Origin of the sequence: Rhodonellum psychrophilum GCM71 = DSM 17998, from assembly GCF_000381545.1 — a bacterium.
Taxonomy (GTDB): domain Bacteria; phylum Bacteroidota; class Bacteroidia; order Cytophagales; family Cyclobacteriaceae; genus Rhodonellum; species Rhodonellum psychrophilum.
On the sequence record NZ_KB906676.1, the window covers coordinates 63,917 to 87,724 of the forward strand.

Below are 23,808 nucleotides of genomic sequence, written 5' to 3' on the forward strand. Positions count from 1 at the left end.
TGTGATTCTTTTATTCTTCCAAAGTCTCCTCTTGTGATTTATTGAGCCATCTGGGAGCGGTCAGAAACCACAAAACGGTCCCGATAAACATCAGGGTCTTGGACAGGCTGGGTTCGATTATGCCCTGAAAAACCAAAAATGAAGGGATCAGGGTCATGGTCAGGGCAATAAATGAGAGTATTTTAAAGAGAAGAGGCATAGTTTCAGTTGGATAAAATGGTCGTAGGTTTTGATTGGCTTTTTATGCCTGTAGGGAGCGGTTTTTGGATCAATTTGCTGCTGACCACATATACCAAGACCGCTATAAACCATCCCGGAAGTCCCAAGAAGAAGATTTCAATGCCTCCGAATATATTGAGAAAGACACAGACAATCAGTGTGATGGCCCAGGTAATGGCGACAGCAGGATTGAATTTACTGTTCTTTAGCTCCGCATAATTGCTCTTCAAGCCCATTTTTTCCAATACATAGACATCAATGAAAATCACGGCTCCCAAGGGCATTAAGATCAAGCCGTAGAGGGCGACAAACTCCAACAATCTCATGACGAGCGCTGGGAAACAGGCGGCAATGGTCGTGATCAAACCCACAAAAAGCGTCACCTTCCATGTTTTCCATTTTGGATTGATGGATTGGATGGCCAGACCCGCTCTGTATAAAGTGGGATTGGCAGTGGTCCATCCAGCAATCACTACGCAAATTGCACCAGCTATGCCAGCGGCTTCATAGGCAATCGGTCCCGGCGCAAAAGTCAGGCTGTTGTTGGATTCAATCAAGAAAAGTGAATAGAGAATTCCCGATGCTATCCAGGCAATGTAATGTCCGAGGAACACTCCTGAGGCAGAAGAAAAGCCATATTGCCATTTTTTTGCATATCTCAACAAGGACATATCTGCCATCCCGATGTGCATGGCCATGTTGCAAAACCATGCAAAGAACATGACATGCCAGAATGTGAATTTGCTTTGGCCTTCTAGGGGAATGCCTGTCCATATTTTACTTTCTGCCACAGGCCAGAAATCTGCAAGGGAATTGATGCCCAATCGAGGCAATACGCCCACTGCTGCAGCGATAAAGATCATGATCATCCATGGCGCTGCAATATTGGCAAACTTAGAAACTTGATTAAAGCCAAACATGGCCACAACCGTGGTGATGGCGCCAATCGCAAATACGGTCACTACCCAGCCGAGACTGTTTGGGAGAATGTCCGTCAGGGTGGGCATGGCGATGTTGAAGGGAATCCCCACGGCTGTGGCGGAAACAGCGATCATGGCTCCGGCCAAAAAGCAGAAGAGCCCTGCATTGACCAGATTGTACACCAGAGAAAATTTACTTCCTGCGATTTTTTCCAGTTGATAATAAAGGGTGAGTCGAGTTTTCACAGAGATCTTTCCCGTGAAAAATGCCCAGCTCAAGACCGCTAGGATATTTCCGACCAAAAGACCCGTGACCAAGTCCATTGCGCTCGCACCGTGGGCGACAAAAAGAGGTCCAAGGACAAATTCGGTTCCTGCGGTATGTTCTCCCGCATAAATCCCTATGAAACTCCCCCAGCTTTTAAGTTTATTTTTTGGAATGGGCTGACGCTCATACTCATTGATGGCGTCCAACTGTTCCTTCAGGCTATTCTTCTTTTGCATTGGGATTAATCCGGGTTTGTTTGAAAGACAAATTATGAAGCATGATGCATCAAAGTGTCCTGTACATTACTGTATTCAAGAAAAAACATGAATTATACTGATCCTCGATCGATGAAATTGAAGACGTTTTTGACAATCTCGGTTTTGCGCTTTTTGATCATGTAGGCTGCCGTTTCTCCCATTACCTTAAAATCCGTGGATATCACGGTGATTCCCAGCAATTCTTTCAGTGGGGTGTCATTATAGGAGATTACGCCGATGTCTTCTCCCAATTGGTAATTTTGGTCCCGCATCTGTTTGATCAAACAGACCAAGTCATTTTCCTCGATGACGATATAGGCATCTTTCCGTTCAAGTTCCATGTCCGGATAAATGGTGGGGATGACCTCAAAATCAAATCCATGGTTTAGGCAGAATTTCTGGAACCCTATTTTGATCTCTTTGGGATAGGGGTAAACTTCATTTTCAGGATAAACCAAAATGAGTTTGTCATATTTTTTGAGCCTAGCAATTCCCTCTTTCAGTGCTTTATAGATGTCTGATTTAAAATCCTGATAAATCGAAGCCACTTCATCACCCATGGAAGGAATTAGGTTGTCCATGATTACCAATTTGTCAGACGGGATTTGTTTTAAGGCGTCAATTGCTTTTTGATTTTCATTTTGATGCTTTTGGTTTCCCTCCTTAAAATGTGGCATCACCACATAATAATCATATGCGCCCATATTTTCTTCCAAGATATTCAAAAGGATTTTTGGGTCGCAGTGATAGATTTTCAAATCAACCTTTGTACAGGAATCCATACTGTTCAAGAATGAATTGTAAATCTTGAGTTTGTAATTGCTCAGTTTATTGAGTAAAAAAAGAACCTTTGTTTGAGATTGGTCTACGGATCTGGCTACATAATAGCCTTTACCTTTGACGGATAAGATGATTTTTTGATTTTTGAGCTGATTGTAGGCCTTTTCGACCGTGTCTCGAGACAGGTAAAATTCCTCACTGATTTCATTGATGGAAGGAATTTTTTCTCCCACGACCAAGTAGCCCCGTTCGATGTTCTCCATGATGGAGTTGACGATTTGCTTGTATTTGGGGATCCGGGAATCGCATTCAATTCTGATAATATTTTCAGCTGTAATCATTTAGGGTTTATTGTTTTGTGCAATCGAAAACAATATAATTGAAAATGGGCTTAGCAGGAAATTTTGTTTAAGTTATTTTAATCCTGATGGACTGGGCTTGGCTTCATTTAGATTTTGTTTTTTGGTCATTAAAAGAATAAAATTTGTTTAAAGTGAAAATGAAAAAATAATATTGATTTATTGAAGGTTTATTCTCAAGAATCAAACAGATTGTTCCCTTTTAACTGTGCTGGTCTATCCTGTAATTTTTCTTTGAAAAAAAATCCGATAATTTTCAATTATTTGCAAATTGCGTGCAATCGATTGTTCAGATTCTCCTTGTCCTCTTTATTCCATACCAAGGGATATGATTTTCACCGGTCCCGAAATTCCCGAAGGCATCACTTTCCAATCTGAGGCATCAAAGGATTTGTAGTCGATATTGACAAAGTTGATTTCATGGTAGTTTCTCCAGGAGATTTCCTGTTGGTCCAGATACCGGATATGGTTGGCCATCAAATTTGCGACTTCGATGCGGATGTTGTTTTGACCGGATTTGAGATGATCACCGATGTCCAACCTGAACGGAAGACTCCAAACCTGGCCTGCATATCGGTCGTTGATCCAAACTTTTGCGCTTTCATGGATAGTATCGAAAACCAAAACGTGCTGCTGTCCAGATTCCGGATGGAATTCAAAGTGGCTGCTATAGGTGCCCAAACCTGAATAGAAGGAAGCCAAAGGATCTTCCAATGTGGTCCAGGGGACGATTTTTGGAATTTCTGTGGCTTTAGGGGTTTCTGGGCCGCCTTTTGGGTCAAAGGCCAATTTCCAAGGCCCGGGGATTTCAAAGGAATTGGTAAGCGAAGTGGCATATATCCAGTTGGAGATTTTCTGTGCCGGCTTATTGGTCGCCCTGAGGACCATCGATTCACCGGGCGCCAATCTGATCCGAACCCTTGTCTGATTCCCTTGGTTATCGCTTTTTGCAAGACCGATTTTACCCGTGAGTGGATCCATCAGGATTAGGCTTTTGGCCGAAATGGAAAGTGGTATTTTTTTGTCAACTGTCTCCGGGCTGTGGTTGACCAGAAAATAATAGGTTTCTGTGTCGGTGGATCTTCTGATGAATTTCAAACCGCTGTCCACCAATTCTTCCCGACGGATCCCTTCATTTTCCAATGTTTTGGAGAAATCGTTGGAAAGGATCACTTTCCCTTTACCCCAGGTTTTTGTTGTGCCAAAATCATTCAAATCCAATTTTGCCCAAATTTCATTGATTTGATTTTTTCCATTTCCCAAGGTCTGTAATCCCGGCGCATCCATCGGTTTTGCTTGAAAGATGACTGTTGCGCCTTCATTGGCCAGTTGGAGGATATTTTCCAAGGTTTTTATGGACATAAATTCCATTCTGGGAATCAATAGGGCTTTTGCTGGAAAGGCGTCTGGATGGGGCAATATGTTTCCTTCTTTGGCTTTGGAATTCGCAATCATGTCATCTGAGATGAAATCAAGAGAATAGCCCTTTTCGATCAATGCCTTGGATTCCTGATAAAAAGCAGTGGGATGCAGCCATTCATCGATACCGTGTACGGTGATCAAGTCCAGCATTCCCTTTGGATTTGCCCAGACATCATACACCGGCCAATACACCAGCAATTCATTGTCGGCTTTCCCCAGTTGCAATACGGATTGTGTCCGTGCAATGTAAGCGTTGAATTCCCGGAAATGCGGCCATAGGCTGTTGTGTTGGGTCAGGTTAAGCGAGGCGTAAAACAGCCAGCCCGGAAAAGGGACATCTTTTGGGCTGTAAGTGACTCCGTGATAAAAAATATGGTTGACACCCGCCAAAAAGGCCTGATCTACCTCAGGTTTCATCTGGGAAAATGAGGATTTGAAATGTTCACCCAACCAGGTAAAGGTTTCGCTAGACACCAGTTTTTTACCTGTTAAATGTGCAGCCGAGGAGGCGAATTTGAGCATAATGGGATCTGGATCGACATTTCGGATATCCGCGCTGTCCCTGCGCAATCCCGGGATGGGGAAATAGCTGGAGCCAAATGTTTCCGCTTCGGGAATGTCGACTGTGCCATACAGGTCGAGCAGGTTTCCGGGCGAACCATGGGCCTGGTTTTTGGTCAGTTTGCCTTTGGAATGTGCCCAATCTGTCCATTTTTTGGTGAAATTGTCTAGCAGAAGCGCATTCAATGTTTCTCTGTAGTCCGATTTGATCCGGATAGACGTTTCAGTCCCTTCGTTTCCCAGCAATTCATGGAGGTGATTTTTCAGGTCATAGCCTCTTCTTTTTTCGAACTCCTCAAAAAAGGTTTCCGTAAAATCCGCACCGTACAATTCAAAACTATCGTTGTAAAAGGACCGGAAAGCGGGATATTTTTCCCCAAATGCTTTTTCAAAATGTGCCAAATAGACATCCACGGCAGCTTCAGAATAATGGTCAAGCGTCAATCCTGCTCCGCCAGGAGCCGCCCTTTTCACCATTTGACCGGTTTTGGCCAGAAAAACGGCTTTGATTTGGGTTTTTTCTGGAAATGATGCCTTCAGATTCCCGTTTTTGTCGATTTTGTCAGTGATGTTTTCGGCCGATCCATTTTCTCCGTAGGCCAATAGGGCAAGCAGCTTGGCATCCAACTCTCTTTCATCCCTTTTTTTGTATTGAATCCGGATTGGATTACCACCGACTTCATAATCTTGGATGGCGATCCGGGACGCGGCAAATTCTGGACTGACATGCGGCCCACCAAACGGCCATCCGGTTCCCTGGGTCATGTCCACGCCCATGCCCAATTGCTGGGCTTTTTGAACGGTGGTTTCCAAGGCTGTCAACCATTCTTCGGAAAGAAAATCCAGATACCTGTCTTCAAAACCCTTGGCGCCATAAATCGGGGCGATTTCCACTCCTCCAAGGCCTGCTTCCTGGTAAGTTTCCAAAAGGAATTCAATGTTTTCCTTATCCACGGCGTTTCCCATCCACCACCAGCGGGTCCAGGGTTTGGCCTCTTTGGTGATTTCTGGCCATTGGTCCAGCGGCAGGTCCTCTTGTGCAGATTGGGTATGGCAGCAGAAAAAAACCGGGAAAATGGTCACGGCGGCAATGGATTTAAGGAACTTATAGGTCATTTGGAAAATTGTTTAAAACGGCAATTCGGGTTTGATCCCTTTTGAAACAAATTAGATTTTCCGGTTTTCGAAAATCAGTTTTTGCAATTAAAAAAGAGAGCGTATTTATTCCAATTTGAATACCTCCTTCAAAGGAACCGAAACCGGGGAATTGTCGGGGTTGGTTTCCATGAGATCGGCCATATATGCCCACCAACGTTGGACGACAGGATTGTTTCCCAGATCTTGGGAACTGGTTTTCCCCGTATTTTCCTGAATCGCAAAGAGCGTGGAGGTTTCTTTGTCCAAAAAAATCGAATAATTTTCTATTCCACTTTCCTTTAGCAAAACCACAAGTTCCGGCCAGATTTCCCGGTGCCTTTTTTCATATTCGATTTCAGCTCCAGGAAATATTTTCATTCGGAAAGCGATGCTGTTTTTCATTTGTTTCTCTTGTAGGTACAGGTTGTTGAATTTTAAGCGCTGATTTTGAAATACTCCCATTAAACCTGAAATATGAATTGGGATTCCCAATGATGGGGTTGAAACTGCAAGAAAATCAGACCGTTTGGAGAATTGCGCATATTACCAATATGGTGCATTCAAAAATTGTAGACAAATACTGATTGTTAGGCGATTTCAGGCTGAAATAGCATTGCATAACAGGGGTTAAAGCAATGCTTCTTTCAGGGCATTTAATTCAGCCTTCGAGATTTTAAGGACGGTTCCATGCCGCGTTCCTTTTGGGAATTTGACTTTGTCAGAAACATCGGTCCAGTTGACCAAGTCTTTTGATGCGACGGCTCCCATGTTTTTTTCGATGTATTTGTCAAAATAGACTACCCACTGATCACCGACTTTGGTGACGGTTGGACCTTCCGCCCAGTAGTCCCCTGTGATGGGCGTTCCGGCTGGAGAATAGCCAGAAGTCAACGTTTTGCTCTTGGTGATGCGAATGTTTTTTTGTGCAGGCTCGCGTGTTTCGTCCTTCACAAACATCAGGTATTCGCCACCTTCCTTGATGATGGTGCCATCGATAACGTTGAAACCGGGCTCATACAATAGTGCCGTAGGGCTGAAGGATTTGAAGTCTTTTGTTGTTGTGAAATACTTGCGGTGGTTGTAGGCGTCTTCCGCATCGGATTGGGTTTCTGGATAGCGCCCGCGGATGGTGGTGGACCAGAAGATCATGTATGTATCCTCTTTGGCATCGTAGAAGATTTCCGGTGCCCAGGTATTCCTGGCATTGGCTTCATGTTCCATGACCGGTAGGAATTTTTGCCTTGACCAATGGATCAGATCAGGGGAGGAGGCGTACCCCAGACCTTTTTCATTCCAACTCACGGTCCAAACCATATGGTACATTCCATCGCCGCCTTTGATGATGCAGGGATCCCGCATCAATTTATCTCCTCCGGCTGTCGGCACTAGATAGGAACCGCCATCTCCCAAAACTTCCCATTGGTAGCCATCCAGACTGTAGGCATAATGCAGACCATCCTCACCATTTCCTGTAAAGTAGGAAAAGAGATAGACCTCCGAATCGCTGGTTTGGGCAGCGCTTTCTTGGTGAAGGAACAGGAGAAATAGAAAGGTGAAAATGAAATTCGTTTTTGACATATTCTGGATTTTGAAAAGTAAGGATAAGCCAATGATCCGGTATTGGCAAGCTTTTTCTATTCACTAAAAGTTTTTTGCAGGATAGTCCAGCACAGTTGAACCGAAATATGCGATGGTTTCCTGATGGCTTTTAATTGCATGTAAATCAGACTATTTGGAGAATAAAACAAAGTGCCGATGTGGTGAAGTCAAAAACAGTATGCGATGACTGCTTATTCGGTGTTTTCTGGCTGGAATAGAACTGGTGATGCATACTACGGATTGAAAAGTGTTTTTTTAAACCTAAACTTTGGGTTTTTTGGCTGTGAAAATCTTGACTTTGTCCTTTTGTAGCCTACTGAGTTCATTTACTTATTTGCTATTCATGTGTTTTTTGGAAACCCTCTCGGGATGATTTTATATGAATTCGGGATAGTACAGGACAGGCCATAAAAATCTGGAAGTTACTTTTATCACAATCAAAATAAACTATTCCCATTTGGACCCGATTTGTGCATTCCAATTCTTCTACTGCAGCACTCAACCCGATGAAACCAATTTTACCTTTTGATTTTATGTACAAGAACAAAAAGACATTCAGCATATTTCTCATCCTTTGTTTTTTAGGGGCTCCGATTTTTGCGCAGCAATCTATTCAAGAAGATGAGGCAGTGGTCCGAAAAGTGGCGGATTTCATTCTCAGCGAAACGGTACTTGGCTTTAAGGACGAAAAAGGAAAGGAGTTTAAGGATTTCAAAACCATCCCAAAGGAACTCGAAGTAGGTTTTGCCTCCAAATATGGGGAATGGCATTACACGAACGGAGTTATCAATCTTGCGATGATGCATCTTTCCAAGCTTACCGGTGAGCAGCAATATTTTGATTTTGCCAAAAACCATATCGCCTTTGGATTTGACAATTATAAATTTTTTCAAAACAGGTTTAAGAATGACAGACCGCACCACCGCTATCCCCTGGGACAGTTGTGGACGATGCTGGAATTGGATGATTTTGGCGCTATTTCAGCCAGTATGTTGGAAGTGATGGCGCAAGTGGACAGGCAGGACTATAAGGACTACATCGTGAATGGAGCTGAAAGAATGTCAAAAGGCCAGGTGCGGCTGTATGACCAGACTTTGGTGCGGACATTTCCACAGGAGATGACTTTGTGGGCGGATGACTTGTATATGAGTGTCCCTTTCTTGTCCAGATTGGCTGTTTATACCGGAGAAAACAAATACTTCGACGATGCCATCTTGCAGATTTTGAATTTTGACAAGTATTTGTGGAATGCTTCAAATGGGCTTTATTATCATTGCTATTACAGTGATACCGAAGAAAATGGAGTAGCCCATTGGGCAAGAAGCAATGGATGGTTGGTGTTGGCGCAGGTGCACCTTTTGGAAAGATTGCCGGAAGGATACCCAGGCAAAGAGAAAGTCAGAAAAAACCTAGAAAAACAATTGATTGGACTTTCGCGGTATCAGGACAGCGATGGACTTTGGAGACAATTATTGGATAAAAACGATTCTTATCAGGAAACCTCCGCATCAGCGATGTTTGTACAGGGATTTGCAAAAGCCATCAATGAAGGTTGGATAGACAAGCGTTTTGCTCCTGTGGCCCTGAGGGGTTGGGAAGGATTGAAGAAAATCATGATCACCGAAGATGGACAAGTGAAGGACATTTGCGTAGGCACCGGAATCAGCGACGACCTGGTTTTTTATTATACAAGACCAGCCAGGGCAAATGAAAAGCATGGGGTGGGTTCTGTTATTGACGCGGGGATTGAAGTGATTAAATTGAAGGAATCGATGGCAAAAAAATAGTTTTTGCCCAATTGCAATTCATTGAATATAAATTCTCATAGTGAAGATTGATATAGGGTTTTAGTTGTTTGAAAACCATTCTTTTACTGAAGGAATGGTTTTTTTTCATTCACGAATCATCAGATGCCCCAATGGGGTTGAATGGTAGGTCATTCATCCGAAAAAAACATTAACAACCCTTTTTTTGAGCAACCAAGAGTCATTTTATTCACATAAAATACAAGAATACAAATCCAGACTGAAATGAAAAAGATCAAATCATCAGCCGCGTACTTTTTATTGGTGGCAATGTTTGCCTGCAATACGCCAGAGGAAAAAAATTTCAAGCACACTATTTTACTGACCAATGGCTCAGGGCAGGAGCTCAAAGACAAAGGGGTTTCCATTGGGAAAAATCAATTGGAAATAGCGGAAGGGAAATTCCCATCCTTGAAGAATGCAGAAGGAGGCCTGGTGCCTTCCCAGCTTGACGATGTCGATGGGGATGGAGAATGGGATGAGCTCTTCTTGGTCACGGATTTTGCTCCTCAGGAATCAAAAACCCTGACGCTGGAATGGGTTGCGCAGCAAGCTGAATATACCATCCGTACCAGCGTTCGCTTTGGGAAAAGAGATGCGGCGGATTCTCCTGTTCAGCCAAGGACCGGTGATACGCTTATGGCAAATGGACTTCCCCGAAGTATTGGGTACCAGCCCTACCAGACGGATGGCCCTTCTTGGGAAAATGACAAAGTCGGATTCCGGCATTATTTTGATGGTAGAAATTCAAAGGATTTGTTCGGGAAAAAGACTTCAGCCATGAGTCCGAAGGATGTTGGCGTTAATTCAAATGGAGAAGTTGAGGACAATTATCATACGATGGAAGATTGGGGGAGAGATATTTTGGCAGTTGGGAATTCTGTTGGTCTTGGTGGTTTTACCCTTCTGAAAGATAATAAGCCAGCAAGACTAGGTGTTTTGTTTACTGATTCGGTAAATAATATAGAGAAATCCACTTTCAGGATTCTATCCGAAGGACCGGTTCGTTCCATCATTCATTTTGAGTACAACAACTGGGATGCGTTTGATCGAAAATATTCAAAAGTAGAAGAAAAAGTGAGCATTGTCCCTGGCATGTATGGGTTCAAAAACGAGGTGAAATTTGATGGATTACAAGGAGACGAGCACATTGCTATCGGCTTAGTCAATATCCACAATGATAAGGGAATCAAGCAAATTGATGATTTCGATGACTGGGTAGTCTTAATGACGCATGATGCACAGGGTTATGAGAAAGAATGGATCATTGGGATGGCTTTGATTCTTCCCAAGGCTCAATTCATAGAAATGATAGAAGCACCGCAGGAGGGAAATGTAACGGATTCGTACTTAGCCAAAATGAAAACTGTCAATAATGAATCCATAGAATATTACGCTATTGGTGCCTGGGAGTTAAGTGATGAAGGTTTTAGAGATGCAGCATATTTTGAGCAATATCTGCGTGATTTAGTCAGTGAAATTCAAGTAGATATTCAAGTGAACAAAATAACCCAAGAATAATGAAGAAGACATTTATTTTCACAATCCTATTAAGTGTTCTTATTGGTGTATGTGAGGTCAAATCACAAATAGGCACACGATTTCCATCAGAAAGAAAAGTTGTAAAAGACTCCGTTACTGGAGTTGACCTAATATTTTTGACAAGTACTCCAGCGGGTGATTCAAAAATTTATCCTACGCATCCGCAGTGGTCAGCAGATGGAAATTGGTTGATTTTCCGCTCCAATCGCGTCAAAGGAGAAGCGATGGCAGTGAATGAATCGACAGGTGATATTATCCAAGTGACCGAAGGGGGTTATGATGGCATGTTGACTTTAGCGCGAAAAGAAATGCGACTCTATTATATGAGGAAACTGGATGTAGGAGATATGGAAGTTGTTTCGATAGACCTTGCAAAGCTTTTTGCAGATAGCATGACAAAAAAGCTCAAGACAAAGTCAGTTTATGAAACCATTCATGGGATAGTCCCAAAAGCGATAGGTAATGGTGGAGATATGGCACTAGATGCCGAAGAGAATCAAATCTATTTTAAAACAAATAAGGAAGAATCTGCAAAACATTTGGCTGAAAATGTGTCAATTGAGCCAATATTTGGGCCAAGGAATATGGGTGCAGGACCAGGAGGTATAGCTTCAATGGACTTGAAATCTGGAGAAATTTCCCATGTAGTTTCAGTACCTTTTCAAGTAGGGCATGTTCAAACCAATCCCTGGGCAGCCAATGAGATCATTTTTTGTTGGGAAACTGGAGGGAAATCTCCTCAGCGAACTTGGACAGTTTTGGCAGATGGAACAGGATTGAGACCATTATATCCCGAGTCTGAATATGAGTGGGTCACGCACGAAGCAGTGATCTCCAAAGATGAAGTCGCTATGGCGATAATGGGTCATAGACCAGTTGATTTTGGTACAGAAAATCCCAATGAATCTTCTGCTGCAAACCCTGGGCAGGAAACATCTTGGGGTCCATCCGGGACGAGAGAGAAACCCACAGGCTTAGCTATTGTCAACATAAGAACAAGAGAGATGAGAATTGAGGGACAGACAGAAAGCGGAAGTGGCTTATGGCATGTTCATGGATCACCCGATGGGAGATGGGCCGTTGGGGATGATTTTTCCCGCACAATTTATTTGATTGATAGAAATACCAAGGAGATGAAAATGCTCTCAACTGGTCACAAGACCACCGCCGCTGATCACCCACATCCTACATTCAGTCCCGACGGAACCAAGATCCAGATACAGTCTGCAATGCTATCGGAAGATGACCGATCGATGAATATATGTATTGTATCGGTTCCTGAACATTGGCTGAAAAGAACATATGATCAGGTTTTTCAATAAGAAAAATTAAAAATTTTGAGTGTTTACCGGATCATCTGAGAAAGACCCGACTGAGGGTCTTTGCATTGATTAATCCCTTCGTAAACTTTCATTTAAGGTGAGCGAAGGGCCAAAAAAAGAGTTTTAAAAGCAATCGCTATATCTTAAACCAGTTTTATGCATTACCATTTCTGTTCAAGTCTGAAATTGCTGAATGATCAGTTGGTTATTTACAAACTTTGACCTCATCATATTAGCAATATTTGATATCCTTCAAATAGCTTGATTTTCTTGCAGTTTCAATACCCTTAAGAAGACGAATGCATATTTCGGTCAGAAGTGAATTGACCTCTATTCTCAATTGAAATACTTAACCTTCAAAACCATGAAAATACTTACCCTCCTTTTTTCAATAGTTTTGTCAACAATCGGTTCAACCCTTTCAGCTCAGACGAGCAGTAGGGAAATATTGAATTTTGACAAAAACTGGAAATTCCAGCTTGATGATATCCAGGAAGCCAGTTCCCTCGGTTTTGATGACAGCAGATGGCAGTTGGTGGATCTTCCCCATGATTGGAGTATTTTTGGACCCATAGATCGGGACAATCCTTCGGGAAGGGGCGGGGCATTTTTTCCGGATGGAATTGGCTGGTACAGAAAGAATTTCCAAATGCCGAATGCCGATCAGGGGAAAAGGGTTTTTATAGACTTCGATGGCGTGATGGCCAACAGTGAGGTCTGGATCAATGGCGTGCACCTCGGCAAACGCCCATTTGGGTATGTGAGTTTTCGGTATGAACTCACCCCACATTTGAAATTCGGAGCAGAGAATGTCATTGCCGTCAGGGCAGACAACACCGATCAACCCGCTTCCAGGTGGTATACCGGCGCAGGGATTTATCGTCATGTCAGATTGGTTACGACACACGCCATCCACATTGACCAGTGGGGTGTATTTGTAAGTACACCGGATGTGTCTGCAAAAAATGCCAGCATCAAGATCCAAACCAAAGTGATCAACACCAGTGGCTCCCAAAAAGAAATCATTCTGCTTACTGAAATTGTGGATTCCAAGGGTAAAATACTGCAAAAATTGGAGACCAAACAACGCGTCCCGGCAGGTGGGTCTTTTGATATTGAACAACAAGCAAATATCAAAAATCCCGAACTTTGGGACATTGCCCAAGGCAATCTTTACCAAGCACTCTCCAAAGTAATGGATGGTAAAACAGTGATTGATCAGGAGATTACCACTTTTGGGGTGCGGGAATTTAGGTTTGAACCCTCCACAGGTTTTTACATCAATGACAGAAACATTAAGATCAAAGGCGTTTGTCTCCATCATGATGGTGGAGGATTGGGTGCTGTCGTTCCCATGAAAGTTTGGGAACGCAGACTCAACCTGCTCAGAGATCTTGGCGTAAATGCCATCAGGACTTCACATCATCCCTTTGCGCCCGAATTTTATGAACTCTGCGACAGAATGGGTTTTTTGGTCATGGATGAAACGTTTGACACTTGGACAGCTCCAAAAAATCATGCCGAATATGGCTACAACCTTTATTTTGAGGATTGGTGGGAGAGAGATACACGGGATGTCATTTTAAGGGATAGAAATTACGCTAGCATTTTTAGCTACAGCATCGGAAATGAAATAAGGGATAACCTGGATTCCCCCGATGGTTTCAAAAAATACAAAGACCAGCAGGATTTGATCCATTCCTTGGATCCCACCCGTCCGGTAACCATGGGTCTTTTCAGACCAAATTCTCAAAATGTCTATGACAATGGATTTGTGGAAATGATGGATGTGGTAGGGCAAAACTACCGAGAGGAAGAGCTCGTTGCTGCACACAAGCAAAATCCAGCACGGAAGGTTTTGGGTACCGAAAATGGACATACCAGACAAGCCTGGCTGGCCCTTCGGGACAATCCCTTTATGGCGGGTCAGTTTTTATGGACGGGGATCGATTATCTGGGAGAGGCGGATTGGCCGGCAATAGTGCATGATTTTGGTTTGTTGGACAGGATTGGTGGTATGAAAGCCAGGGCTTTGCAACGAAAAAGTTGGTGGACAGATGAGCCTGTCGTGTATGCCGTCAGAAGGGAAACCAATGCCGGGGGAGGGGAGTTGGTCCCTGACTGGACGCCAAAGGATTTTGATACCTACGATGTAGCCCATTTGGAGATTTATAGCAATTGTGAAGAAGTGGAGGTATTCTTAAACGGAAAATCTCAAGGTATTCAAAAAGTCCCTAATGATGCCTCTCCAGTGAATTACAACCTGACATTTGAGAAAGGTATACTGGAAGTAATTGGTCGAAACCAAGGAAAGCAAGCGGCCATCCACAACCTACAGACCGCAGGACAGCCTTTTGCAATCAAACTGGTTGCCGATCAGGAAGAAATGAACAATGATTGGGATGACGTTACCCACGTGATGGCGTATGTGGTGGATGAAAATGGTGTGAAATGTCCAAATGCTGACAACCTGATTTATTATGAGATTTCCGGTTCTGGAAAATTGCTTGCCTTAGACAATGGCGACAGGGTCGATCATTCTTCTTCAAAGGGAAAACGCCGGAGAGTATATCGAGGCGAAGGGCTAGCCATCATCGGTGCGGAAAGTGGTTCTGGAAAAACCATGTTGAAAGCAGTCTCAAAAGGGCTTCATTCGGATGAGGTGACGATCCAAGTCAAGGAAGTGAAAAAGTCGAGAAATAAAATTTAGGGATTAGAATTATCTGCGTACATCGGGAGCTCTTGGTGGCCATGAATTGAAGCTTTTGATAAAGACAATAAAAAAATGAACAACAAAAAAATACCCAATTATCGATCAACCCATTCTCCCAATATTCAATCCAAGAGAAAAGGGTTGACCAGCCAGAAATATTTACCAAAAATCCTAACGCTTGTGATGGTATTCCTGATGATTTCTGAGGGTTATTCCCAAAGGCAGATGGAATATTTGGACAGGGGAGTTGTGGCGATTGATTCCGAAGATGGGGTGTTTATCAGTTGGCGCTTGCTGGGGACCGAATCCGATGCAGTGTCCTTTAACATTTACCGCATTATTGCCGGAGGCCAACCTGAGAGAATCAATCCCACTCCGATCACGGAAAGCACTAATTTTTTGGATAAATCCGCAAGGCCGGACCAATCCAACAGCTATTATGTTAGGGCAGTTTTGGAGGGCAAGGAGCAAGAGAATTCCGCTTCTGTAAAAACTTGGGAAAAGCCGTATTTGTCAATTCCACTGCGAACACCAAAAGGATACACGCCCAATGATGCATCTGTTGGAGATCTTACTGGTGACGGGAAATATGAAATAGTGGTGCACATGACAGGATCAGGAAAAGACAATTCCCAAAAAGGAATCACGGACGAACCGATTCTTCATGCCTATACTTTGGAAGGAGAATTTCTATGGGAAATCAATCTTGGGAAAAACATCAGAGAGGGCGCACATTATACCCAGTTTATGGTCTATGATCTGGATGGGGATGGACGGTCAGAGATTGCCTGTAAGACTGCCGACGGCACGAAGGATGGAAATGGGGAAATCATCGGCAACCCCAATGCGGATCACAGAAATCCAGATGGCTATATCCTCAAAGGGCCTGAGTTTTTGACCATTTTTGATGGATTGACAGGTGCTGCATTGGCGACTACCGACTATGTGCCAAGCAGACATCCGAACATTGCAGATCCAAGTCCCGATGAAATGAAAGAAATATGGGGAGACGGTTATGGGAATAGAATAGATCGATTTCTGTCAGGAATTGCTTATTTGGATGGCAAAAAACCCAGTTTGATCATGAGCCGAGGGTATTACACAAGAACCGTCATTGCTGCCTGGAATTGGAGAGCCGGTGAGCTTACGGAGGTGTGGACTTTCGACAGCCACGATGGCGATGAAGAAAACAGGAAATATGCCGGACAAGGCTATCACAGTCTGTCCGTGGGAGATATTGATGGAGATGGAAGGGATGAAATCGTATTTGGATCCATGGTCATCAACCATGATGGAACAGGTTTGTACAGTTCAGGGCTTGGTCATGGGGATGCCATGCATCTTTCTGACATTGATCCTGATCGCACCGGTATGGAGATTTTTGGAATTCACGAGCGGGCCAGACATCCACATGGTGTCAATCTTCGTGATGCCCTGACCGGAGAAGTGATTTGGTCTTTTCCTTCCAAAGATGTTGGCCGAGGGATATCCATTGACATTGATCCGAGGCATAGGGGATTCGAGAGTTGGGCATCTGGAGAGGGGCTGACAGGACTTTGGAATGTCAAGGGAGAAGTGATTTCAGATTACAAGCCAACATCGGCGAATATGGCCATCTGGTGGGACGGAGACTTGCTCCGCGAGATCCTGGATGGTGTCAACATTGACAAGTGGGACTACGAAAACAGTGCATCTGTGAGGATCTTGTCAGGTGCGGACTATCAGGTAGCAAAGAATAACGGCACCAAGTCCAATCCCAGTTTATCTGCCGATATCTTGGGCGATTGGAGAGAGGAGTTGATTGCCCGTTCCGAAGATGGAATGGAACTGAGGATATTTTCGACGACCATTCCATCCGCACACAGGCTCTATACCCTCATGCACAATCCACAGTATCGGTTGAGCATCGCATGGCAAAACGTCGCTTACAATCAACCTCCCCACACAGATTACTATTTCGGTCATGGCATGGAAAAGCCGAAATTCCCTGCTATCCAAACGATCAAGTATGTGGGCAATTGATTCTCTAATTCTTTCCATGACAGTACGGGAGACTTTCTGAGTAAGATTGAATTATATTTCAAGTCTATCATTCTCTTTCAAAACCAAAAGCTGTGTATCCCTCGAGATTCTCTTTGTTTCTTCCCAAGCGCTTTATTTCATTCATCAAAAAGATAAAATTCGCATTGCTGTATCTCATTTTCCTGATGTTCTTTTTGGGATCCTGTGCAGAAAGTGAAAAGAAAATAACATCAATCAAAACCAAAGATGATTCCCTCATTTTTGAATCGGATTTCAGCCAACCTTTGGACCTCGACACCTGGAAAATAGAAATGGATTCCACGCCCAATTCTTCTGTTTATACCCAAAATGGAAAATTGGTCATGGATACTGAAGGTGGGGTGACGGTCTGGTTGGACTTGGAATTGGAAGGGAATTATGAAATCAGCTATTCAAGGAAAGTAGTGCTGGATAGTGGAAAGAATGACCGGATTTCCGACCTCAATCAGTTTTGGGCTGCAAGCGACCCCACTTCAAAAGGTATGTTTACCAGATCCGGGCAATTTGAATCCTATGATGACATGCACTTGTATTATGTGGGTTTTGGGGGAAATCACAATTCCACCACAAGATTCAGAAAATATGATCAGGGAGAAAAACCAGTTCTCGGGGAGTATTTGGAAGGTCCTTATTTACTCCAAGCCAATCATGATTACCAGATCAAAACCATTTGCAAGGATGGAAAGGTAAGTTTTCTGGTGGACGATGTCCTGTTTTTTGAATATAAAGATCCTGAACCTTTGACATCGGGATACTTTGGATTTCGGTCCACCTGGTCCAGACAGGAGATCAGTGATTTGACAATCACCAGACTTTGACCCAGAACCCAACTTATCAATCTGACAAGTATTATGAAAAATAAACCAAAAATATCCAGACGCACTTTTGTCAAAGCCTCTTCTGCCCTCACAGGCGGAGCGTATCTGCTTTCACCGATGTTGGCAAATGCTAATTTTTTTCATAAGGAAACCGGTGCCGTCCAACTCACTTGGCTGGGAAATATGGCTCCCAAGCACAATCAGGGATTTACCTGGGGGACTTGCTGGCCAAAAGGAAAAGTGAAAAGAGAAGCAGGTTTCGAATTGCGCTCTTCGGACAAAGAAGAAATTCTGATCCAAAGCTGGCCATTGGCGTACTGGCCGGATGGCTCTCTCAAGTGGACGGGACATGCAGCTCCAGCGGGTGAATTTTCTAGCCAAACAGCCTTTAGCCTTTTGCCAAACAGCGAACCAAAGGCAATTCAGGGAATTCAAGTCGAGGAATCCGATACGGCCTTCAAGATTGATACAGGAGAAGTACAATACACCCTCCCGAAATCGGGCAATCAAATCATTTCTTCGATCAAAAGAGGCCCGGCGACCATCGCTGAGAATGGCCGCTTGATCGTGTTGCACCAGGATGTTTCCGACGAAGATGCCGCTGATCAGATCAAAAAAACAGCATTTCAAGGCAATATTGCCAACATTTCATTGGAGCAAAAAGGCGCATTACGCTCCGTAGTAAAGATAGAGGGTTCACACAGGTCGGATACAGGAAGAGATTTTATCTCTTTTATAGTCAGATTGTATTTTTACCATCAAGCAGTTTCTTTTAAAATGGTACATACCATCATTTTTGATGGAGAAGAAGAAACCGATTTTATCAAAGGCATTGGGGTGAAATTCGATGTGCCCATGCAGGACGAATTGCATGACAGACATATCAGGTTTGCGGGAAAAGACGATGGGATATTCAGCGAAGCAGTGAGGGGACTGACCGGATTGCGAAGAGATCCGGGAAAAGCCATCATCGCAGCACAACTGGCGGGAGAAAAGATACCCCCAATCAGTGAATTCCCAGCAAATGTTTCCAAAAACATCAACTACATTCCGGCATTTGGAGACTACACACTCTTCCAAGGAAATGCAGATTCATTTTCCATCAAGAAAAGAACCGCCGAAGGACACTCGTGGCTGAATTCCGCTAGAGGTCAGCGTTCCCGAGGACTTGCAGCAGTAGGTGGACCAAGTGGGAGTTTTGCCTTTGGTGTTCGGGATTTTTGGAAAAGCTTTCCCGGGCAATTGGATATCAAAAATGCCCATACCGATTCTTCGGAAATCACCGCTTGGCTTTGGGCGCCCAATTCTCCAGCGATGGACTTGCGTTTCTACCATGACGGGATGGGGCAAGATACCTATCCCAAGCAATTGGATGCATTGGACATCACCTATGAAGACTACGAGCCGGGATTTGGCACAGCCAAAGGAGTCGCAAGAACCTCGGAACTGAATTTTTGGGCTTTGGAAGAGACGCCGGGTCATTCCCTTTTCAATGAAATGTGCACCTATCTGGAAGAGCCACCGCTGCTTACGGCTGATCCAAAATACCTGCTTCAAGTCGGCGTTTTCGGAAGCCTGTGGAGTGCCGATGCACCGCAAAGCGAAAAAGCGAAAGCAATCGACATGCAATTGGATTGGTACTTTGACTATTACCAAAAACAAGTTGAGGAACACAAATGGTTTGGTTTCTGGGATTATGGGGACTTCATGCATACCTATGATGCCGACAGACATGTGTGGAGGTATGATGTTGGAGGTTTTGCCTGGGACAATTCAGAGCTTTCCACAGACCTTTGGCTTTGGTATTATTATTTGAAAACCGGAAAAAAAGAAGTTTTTCGGGTTGCTGAGGCAATGACAAGACATACCGGGGAAGTGGATGTCCATCATTCCGGACCCTTTGCGCCATTGGGAAGCAGGCACAATGTCATGCACTGGGGCTGTAGTGCGAAGCAACTCCGGATCAGCACCTCGGCCAACAGAAGATTTCTCTATTACCTCACCGCAGATGAAAGAACGGGGGACTTGATGCGGGAGCAGGTCACGGCCGCTGAAGCATTGCTCAAAGTCGTGCCTATCCGAAAAGTAGCTCCCAAGGAAACCTGGGGAACAGACGATCCTAATAACGTGTATTTAAGTTTCGGTACAGACTGGGGCTCGGTAGCGGCTGCTTGGCTGACCGAGTGGGAAAGGACCGAAGACAAGGGAATCCGCGAAAAACTTCTCAACAGCATGCGTTCCATCGGCAACCAACCCAAAGGTTTCTACTCCATGGGCAGCCGCATGAACCTACTAACAGGGGAATTCGAGAAAGTCAAAACCAAAAGAGCCTCCGCTTCCCATCTTTCAGCTGTGTTTGGGCTGACCGAGATCGCCATTGAGCTCTACAAACTCGTGGACATGAAGTCCTTCAATAAAGCTTGGCTGCAATACTGCGAAATGTACAATGCCAGTGAGGAGGAACAAGAAAGAGTCCTCGGAAATAGTCTAGGAAAACTCAATTTACAACAAGGACATGCACGCCTAACAGCCTTCGTAGCAAAAGAAAAATCAGATCCCCGCTTGGCAAAACGTGCATGGGAAGAATTCTACGCAGGAGAAGGTGGCATCCGCAGACACGGCGAAGCCAAAGAAATCTCCGGTCCCGAAGTTCTCACCCCGCGTACCGAAGCCCTAGGTGTTTCCACAAATTCGACAGCCCAATGGGGCTTGTCCGCAATGCATTGTCTAGCGATTTTGGGGTAAAATGATTATTAAGTTCATTTAAAAGTATGGTGCGGAATTTACCCGCGCCGTACTTTTATATTCATGTTTCGCATTAGGGTTCGTATTAGAAATTCTAATGCATATTTTGGGTTAAATTAAATTTTTATTCATTGGAAGGTTTGCCAATCGTAGCGAGTATCCCACCATCCACATAGATCACCTGTCCATTGACAAAATCACTGGCTTTGCTCGCAAGGAAAATGGTAGCACCCTGGAGGTCTTCCGGATCTCCCCAGCGTCCTGCAGGTGTTCGGTTGATGATGAATTCATTGAAGGGATGTCCTCCAATTCGGATCGGAGCCGTTTGCGCGGTGGCAAAATATCCCGGCCCGATACCGTTGACATTGATGTTGTATTTGGCCCATTCAGTTGCGAGGTTTCTTGTGAGCATTTTCAGACCACCTTTGGCCGCAGCATAGGCGGACACTGAGTCACGATCCAATTCGCTCATCATCGAGCAGATGTTGATGATCTTGCCACCGCCGATTTCTTTCATCGTTTTGGCCACACGCTGGGACATGATAAAGGGCGAAACCAAATCGATGTCAATTACTTTTCTGAAATCTTGGGGATCCATTTCCAGTGCGGGAACACGCATGATGATACCAGCATTGTTGATAAGGATATGGATTGGACCAAACGTGTTTTCAATGGCGGAAATATTTTCGTCTACCGCTTTTTGGTCAGTGACATCAAAAAGGTATCCATGGGCGGTGATGCCATTGGCTGCATAGTCTTTGGTCGCTTGATCGATTTTTTGCTGATCGATATCGTTGAAGAGGAGGTTGGCGCCACTTTTGGCAAGGGCGGATGCCATGGCCATGCCCAATCCATGCGTTGCTCCGGTCACGAGGGCATTTTTGCCACTCAAGTCAAATAATGCTTTCATACACTTATCGGTTTAGAGAGTTGTTATAGTTATGGGTAAAGGTAACTGGAGCATATGGCCCATCTATCCTGAGTTGTCCTGTATCCAGTCAGGGCGGTATTGATGAACCATAAGTAACAGGCACTCTTGACGGAAAATGTGGAGGGAAAAGAAAAATTGACGAATCAGGAAGAAGAAGCTTATCAGGGCATCATCAGCTTGACAGAAACCTACAACCAAAACATAAGCATTGGCAAATGGAGCGGAATGATGTCGATGAATCCAAGAAATCTCCTGGTTTTTTCGATGCCGGTTTTTCATGTGGAAGAAAAAACTACACCAAAAGTGAAGAGCAAAAGCAAACTCCCCGAGGCAATTGCCATTCAGGCGAAGAACTATTCGAATTTGAAAAATTCAGCAAATCATGAATGGAAAACCGTAGAAGCATTGGGGTATAGTGATACAGCAATAACTTAATTTCCCTTCGACAATGTCACTTTTGCAAAATCAAACCAACCTTATTTGGAATATCCTTTTAAGGTGAAGCAAAAAGGAGAATACAACATTGAGGTACGTTTGATTCCTACCCATGCAACGATTTTGATCGTGAAGTCACTTTGGGAATCAATGACCAAAATAGCAAAATCCATGCGATCAATACCCAGGGAAGAATCAAGATTTGAATCCAAACCTTTCGAAGTTTTATTTTTTCAAATAAGCATTCAAAGGATTATTTTCATTCATAGAAATCCCTTTGACCACCGCTTCCGCATTGAATTTCGCTCCTTCTTCTATGGTGTGCGTGTGATCTTTTGTGTTGAAAAAATGCTCTCGCACAAAGGCTTCCCCTTTTGAGTCATAGGCATCGGATAGGATCGCATTGAGGTCAATAAAAACCGCGCCCGCTTTTTCTGCAGCCTCTTTGGCCCAAAGTCCATAATCCTCTGAGGCGCGATTGACTTTGTCCTCTTTCCAGCTGTTTCTGGGGACCAATGAGCATACAATCGGTATCGCACCTTTTGCTTTGGTATCCAAAATCATATTGCGAAGATATTGTCCGTAGGAATAGACGGTTTCTTGTTTTTTGGTGATGGGATTGTAGATATGCTGCGCCTCCAATCCTGCGCTGCGGATTGTTCCTCTTGCCCGGGATTCATCATCTAGCGGACTGCTGTCATTGTGGCCAAACTGCATAATCACAAAATCTCCAGGCTCAATTTTATCAAGCACTTTATCCCATAGCCCATAGGTTTGGAATGTTCGGGAGCTTGTTCCTCCCAGTGCATGGTTTTCCACTTTAATTTTTTCCTTATAAAAGTAAGGCGATATAAAATCTCCCCATCCCCAAAGCCCTCCGGCGCCATCACCTTGGCCGTTTTTGACTGTAGAATCACCAATCAGGTAAAGTGTAGGCTTTTTACCTGGCAAAAGTGCCAGCAGTTTTTCATCTTCAAGTGATTTGAGACCTTGAACGACCGACCAAGCATTGATTCGAGCTCCAGCTTCATTGGTATGGGTATGGTCTTTTTCGAAAAGGCCTTTGACTACTTCTTGTCCCCATTTGTCATATTGATCAGCAACGATATTATTCAGATCCACAAAACCTGCTCCCGATCTCCTTGCCGCTTCTTTTGCCCATAGCCCAAAATCCATATTGGCTCTCTCCAATGAGCCATCTTGAAATTTGTTTCTAGGAATCATGGAGGCCACAATCGGATACCCTCCTTTTTCTTTTGCTTCCTTGATGAATTTCATCAAGTACCAACCGTAGGTGTGGACCGTTTCCACCGTTCCATCAGACCAAGCAAATTCTTTGGTTTCATCGCTCATTCCCCTAAGCACTCCTCGATATCCTGCCTTTGTCGTGTCCGGTGAACTCCCTTCATTGTGACCAAACTGCATGATCACATAATCTCCCGGTTTGATCGACGCCAATACCTTCTCCCATCGACCCTCCTTGACAAAAGTCCTGGTACTTCGTCCGGCCATGGCATGGTTGTGTACTTTGACTTTGGCGCTGTCAAAAAAATCCTGCAAAAATGTTCCCCAGCCCCATTGTCCTGGACCTCCGGTGCCCGATTGATTCCTGACAGTGGAGTCCCCGATGAGGAAAACGGATATTTTTTCAGTTTCTTCAGAAGTGGTTTTTTGAATCACAAATCCTGAAAGAAGAATCAATGTAAAGATAGTGAGTATCAGTTGGTGAATTTTATAAACGGGTTTCTTTTCCATAGTTGGGGACGTTGTCTTCCGATAAGGTTTAATCTGCTGTACCAAGGGTACATTTTTATCGGAATGGAGATGTAGGGAATGAATTTAAAACTAATAGGAATCCCAATGTTTTGTGTCCTGTCCTATCCTGCACTTTGTCACATCAATAAATTAAATGGG

The 23,808-nt window shown here is 44.0% G+C and carries 16 protein-coding genes; 8 read left to right on the forward strand and 8 right to left on the reverse strand.

The features are described from left to right. Positions 1–10 precede the first annotated feature (10 nt). The 6 genes from F824_RS0108255 to F824_RS0108280 all read right to left on the reverse strand — a co-directional run bounded on the left by F824_RS0108255 (position 11) and on the right by F824_RS0108280 (position 7,501). Entirely contained in the window at positions 11–199 is a 189-nt protein-coding gene (locus tag F824_RS0108255; protein ID WP_019597402.1) for a hypothetical protein, read from the reverse strand. Positions 200–203: 4 nt separating this feature from the next. Then, positions 204–1,643: a purine-cytosine permease family protein gene (locus F824_RS0108260; protein WP_019597403.1), complete on the reverse strand. Its 1,440-nt coding sequence runs from the start codon at positions 1,641–1,643 to the stop codon at positions 204–206. Between the two features lie 92 nt (positions 1,644–1,735). Further along, positions 1,736–2,785: a GntR family transcriptional regulator gene (locus F824_RS0108265; protein WP_019597404.1), complete on the reverse strand. Its 1,050-nt coding sequence runs from the start codon at positions 2,783–2,785 to the stop codon at positions 1,736–1,738. A gap of 327 nt (positions 2,786–3,112) precedes the next feature. Further along, complete coding sequence (locus F824_RS0108270; protein WP_019597405.1) at positions 3,113–5,902, reverse strand: glycosyl hydrolase; 2,790 nt, start codon at positions 5,900–5,902, stop codon at positions 3,113–3,115. Between the two features lie 105 nt (positions 5,903–6,007). Then, entirely contained in the window at positions 6,008–6,325 is a 318-nt protein-coding gene (gene rhaM, locus F824_RS0108275) for an L-rhamnose mutarotase (protein ID WP_026333573.1), read from the reverse strand. A 225-nt stretch (positions 6,326–6,550) separates the two neighbouring features. Beyond that, entirely contained in the window at positions 6,551–7,501 is a 951-nt protein-coding gene (locus F824_RS0108280) for a glycoside hydrolase family 43 protein (protein WP_019597407.1), read from the reverse strand. Between the two features lie 527 nt (positions 7,502–8,028). On the opposite strand from F824_RS0108280, the gene F824_RS0108285 reads away from it, so the two are divergent. The 7 genes from F824_RS0108285 (at position 8,029) to F824_RS0108320 (ending at position 20,528) form a co-directional block, all read left to right on the forward strand. Further along, entirely contained in the window at positions 8,029–9,309 is a 1,281-nt protein-coding gene (locus F824_RS0108285; protein ID WP_019597408.1) for a glycoside hydrolase family 88/105 protein, read from the forward strand. A 243-nt stretch (positions 9,310–9,552) separates the two neighbouring features. Then, a complete protein-coding gene (locus tag F824_RS0108290) occupies positions 9,553–10,848 on the forward strand; it encodes a DUF4861 domain-containing protein (protein ID WP_026333575.1) in 1,296 nt (431 codons plus the stop codon). Continuing rightward, positions 10,848–12,191: a TolB family protein gene (locus F824_RS0108295; RefSeq protein ID WP_019597411.1), complete on the forward strand. Its 1,344-nt coding sequence runs from the start codon at positions 10,848–10,850 to the stop codon at positions 12,189–12,191. Before F824_RS0108290 ends, F824_RS0108295 begins: the two co-directional genes overlap by 1 nt. A gap of 364 nt (positions 12,192–12,555) precedes the next feature. Next, positions 12,556–14,901 (forward strand): glycoside hydrolase family 2 TIM barrel-domain containing protein, encoded by a 2,346-nt coding sequence (locus F824_RS0108300; RefSeq protein WP_019597412.1) that lies wholly within the window; start codon positions 12,556–12,558, stop codon positions 14,899–14,901. A gap of 75 nt (positions 14,902–14,976) precedes the next feature. After that, positions 14,977–16,926 (forward strand): rhamnogalacturonan lyase, encoded by a 1,950-nt coding sequence (locus tag F824_RS0108305; protein WP_019597413.1) that lies wholly within the window; start codon positions 14,977–14,979, stop codon positions 16,924–16,926. A 92-nt stretch (positions 16,927–17,018) separates the two neighbouring features. Continuing rightward, positions 17,019–17,783 carry a DUF6250 domain-containing protein gene (locus tag F824_RS0108315; RefSeq protein ID WP_236613184.1) on the forward strand — a complete coding sequence of 255 codons (765 nt, stop codon included), beginning with the start codon at positions 17,019–17,021 and terminating at the stop codon, positions 17,781–17,783. Between the two features lie 33 nt (positions 17,784–17,816). Further along, entirely contained in the window at positions 17,817–20,528 is a 2,712-nt protein-coding gene (locus tag F824_RS0108320; RefSeq protein WP_019597416.1) for an exo-rhamnogalacturonan lyase family protein, read from the forward strand. Between the two features lie 124 nt (positions 20,529–20,652). Here the strand turns inward: F824_RS0108320 and F824_RS0108325 are convergent, their stop codons facing one another. Further along, positions 20,653–21,438, reverse strand: a complete 786-nt coding sequence (locus F824_RS0108325) for a gluconate 5-dehydrogenase (RefSeq protein WP_026333577.1) — start codon at positions 21,436–21,438, stop codon at positions 20,653–20,655. A 138-nt stretch (positions 21,439–21,576) separates the two neighbouring features. Between F824_RS0108325 and F824_RS0108330 the strand changes: the two genes are divergently transcribed. After that, a complete protein-coding gene (locus tag F824_RS0108330) occupies positions 21,577–21,894 on the forward strand; it encodes a hypothetical protein (protein ID WP_139189740.1) in 318 nt (105 codons plus the stop codon). A gap of 225 nt (positions 21,895–22,119) precedes the next feature. Here the strand turns inward: F824_RS0108330 and F824_RS0108340 are convergent, their stop codons facing one another. Further along, positions 22,120–23,649: a rhamnogalacturonan acetylesterase gene (locus tag F824_RS0108340; RefSeq protein WP_019597420.1), complete on the reverse strand. Its 1,530-nt coding sequence runs from the start codon at positions 23,647–23,649 to the stop codon at positions 22,120–22,122. Between the last annotated feature and the right edge of the window lie 159 nt (positions 23,650–23,808).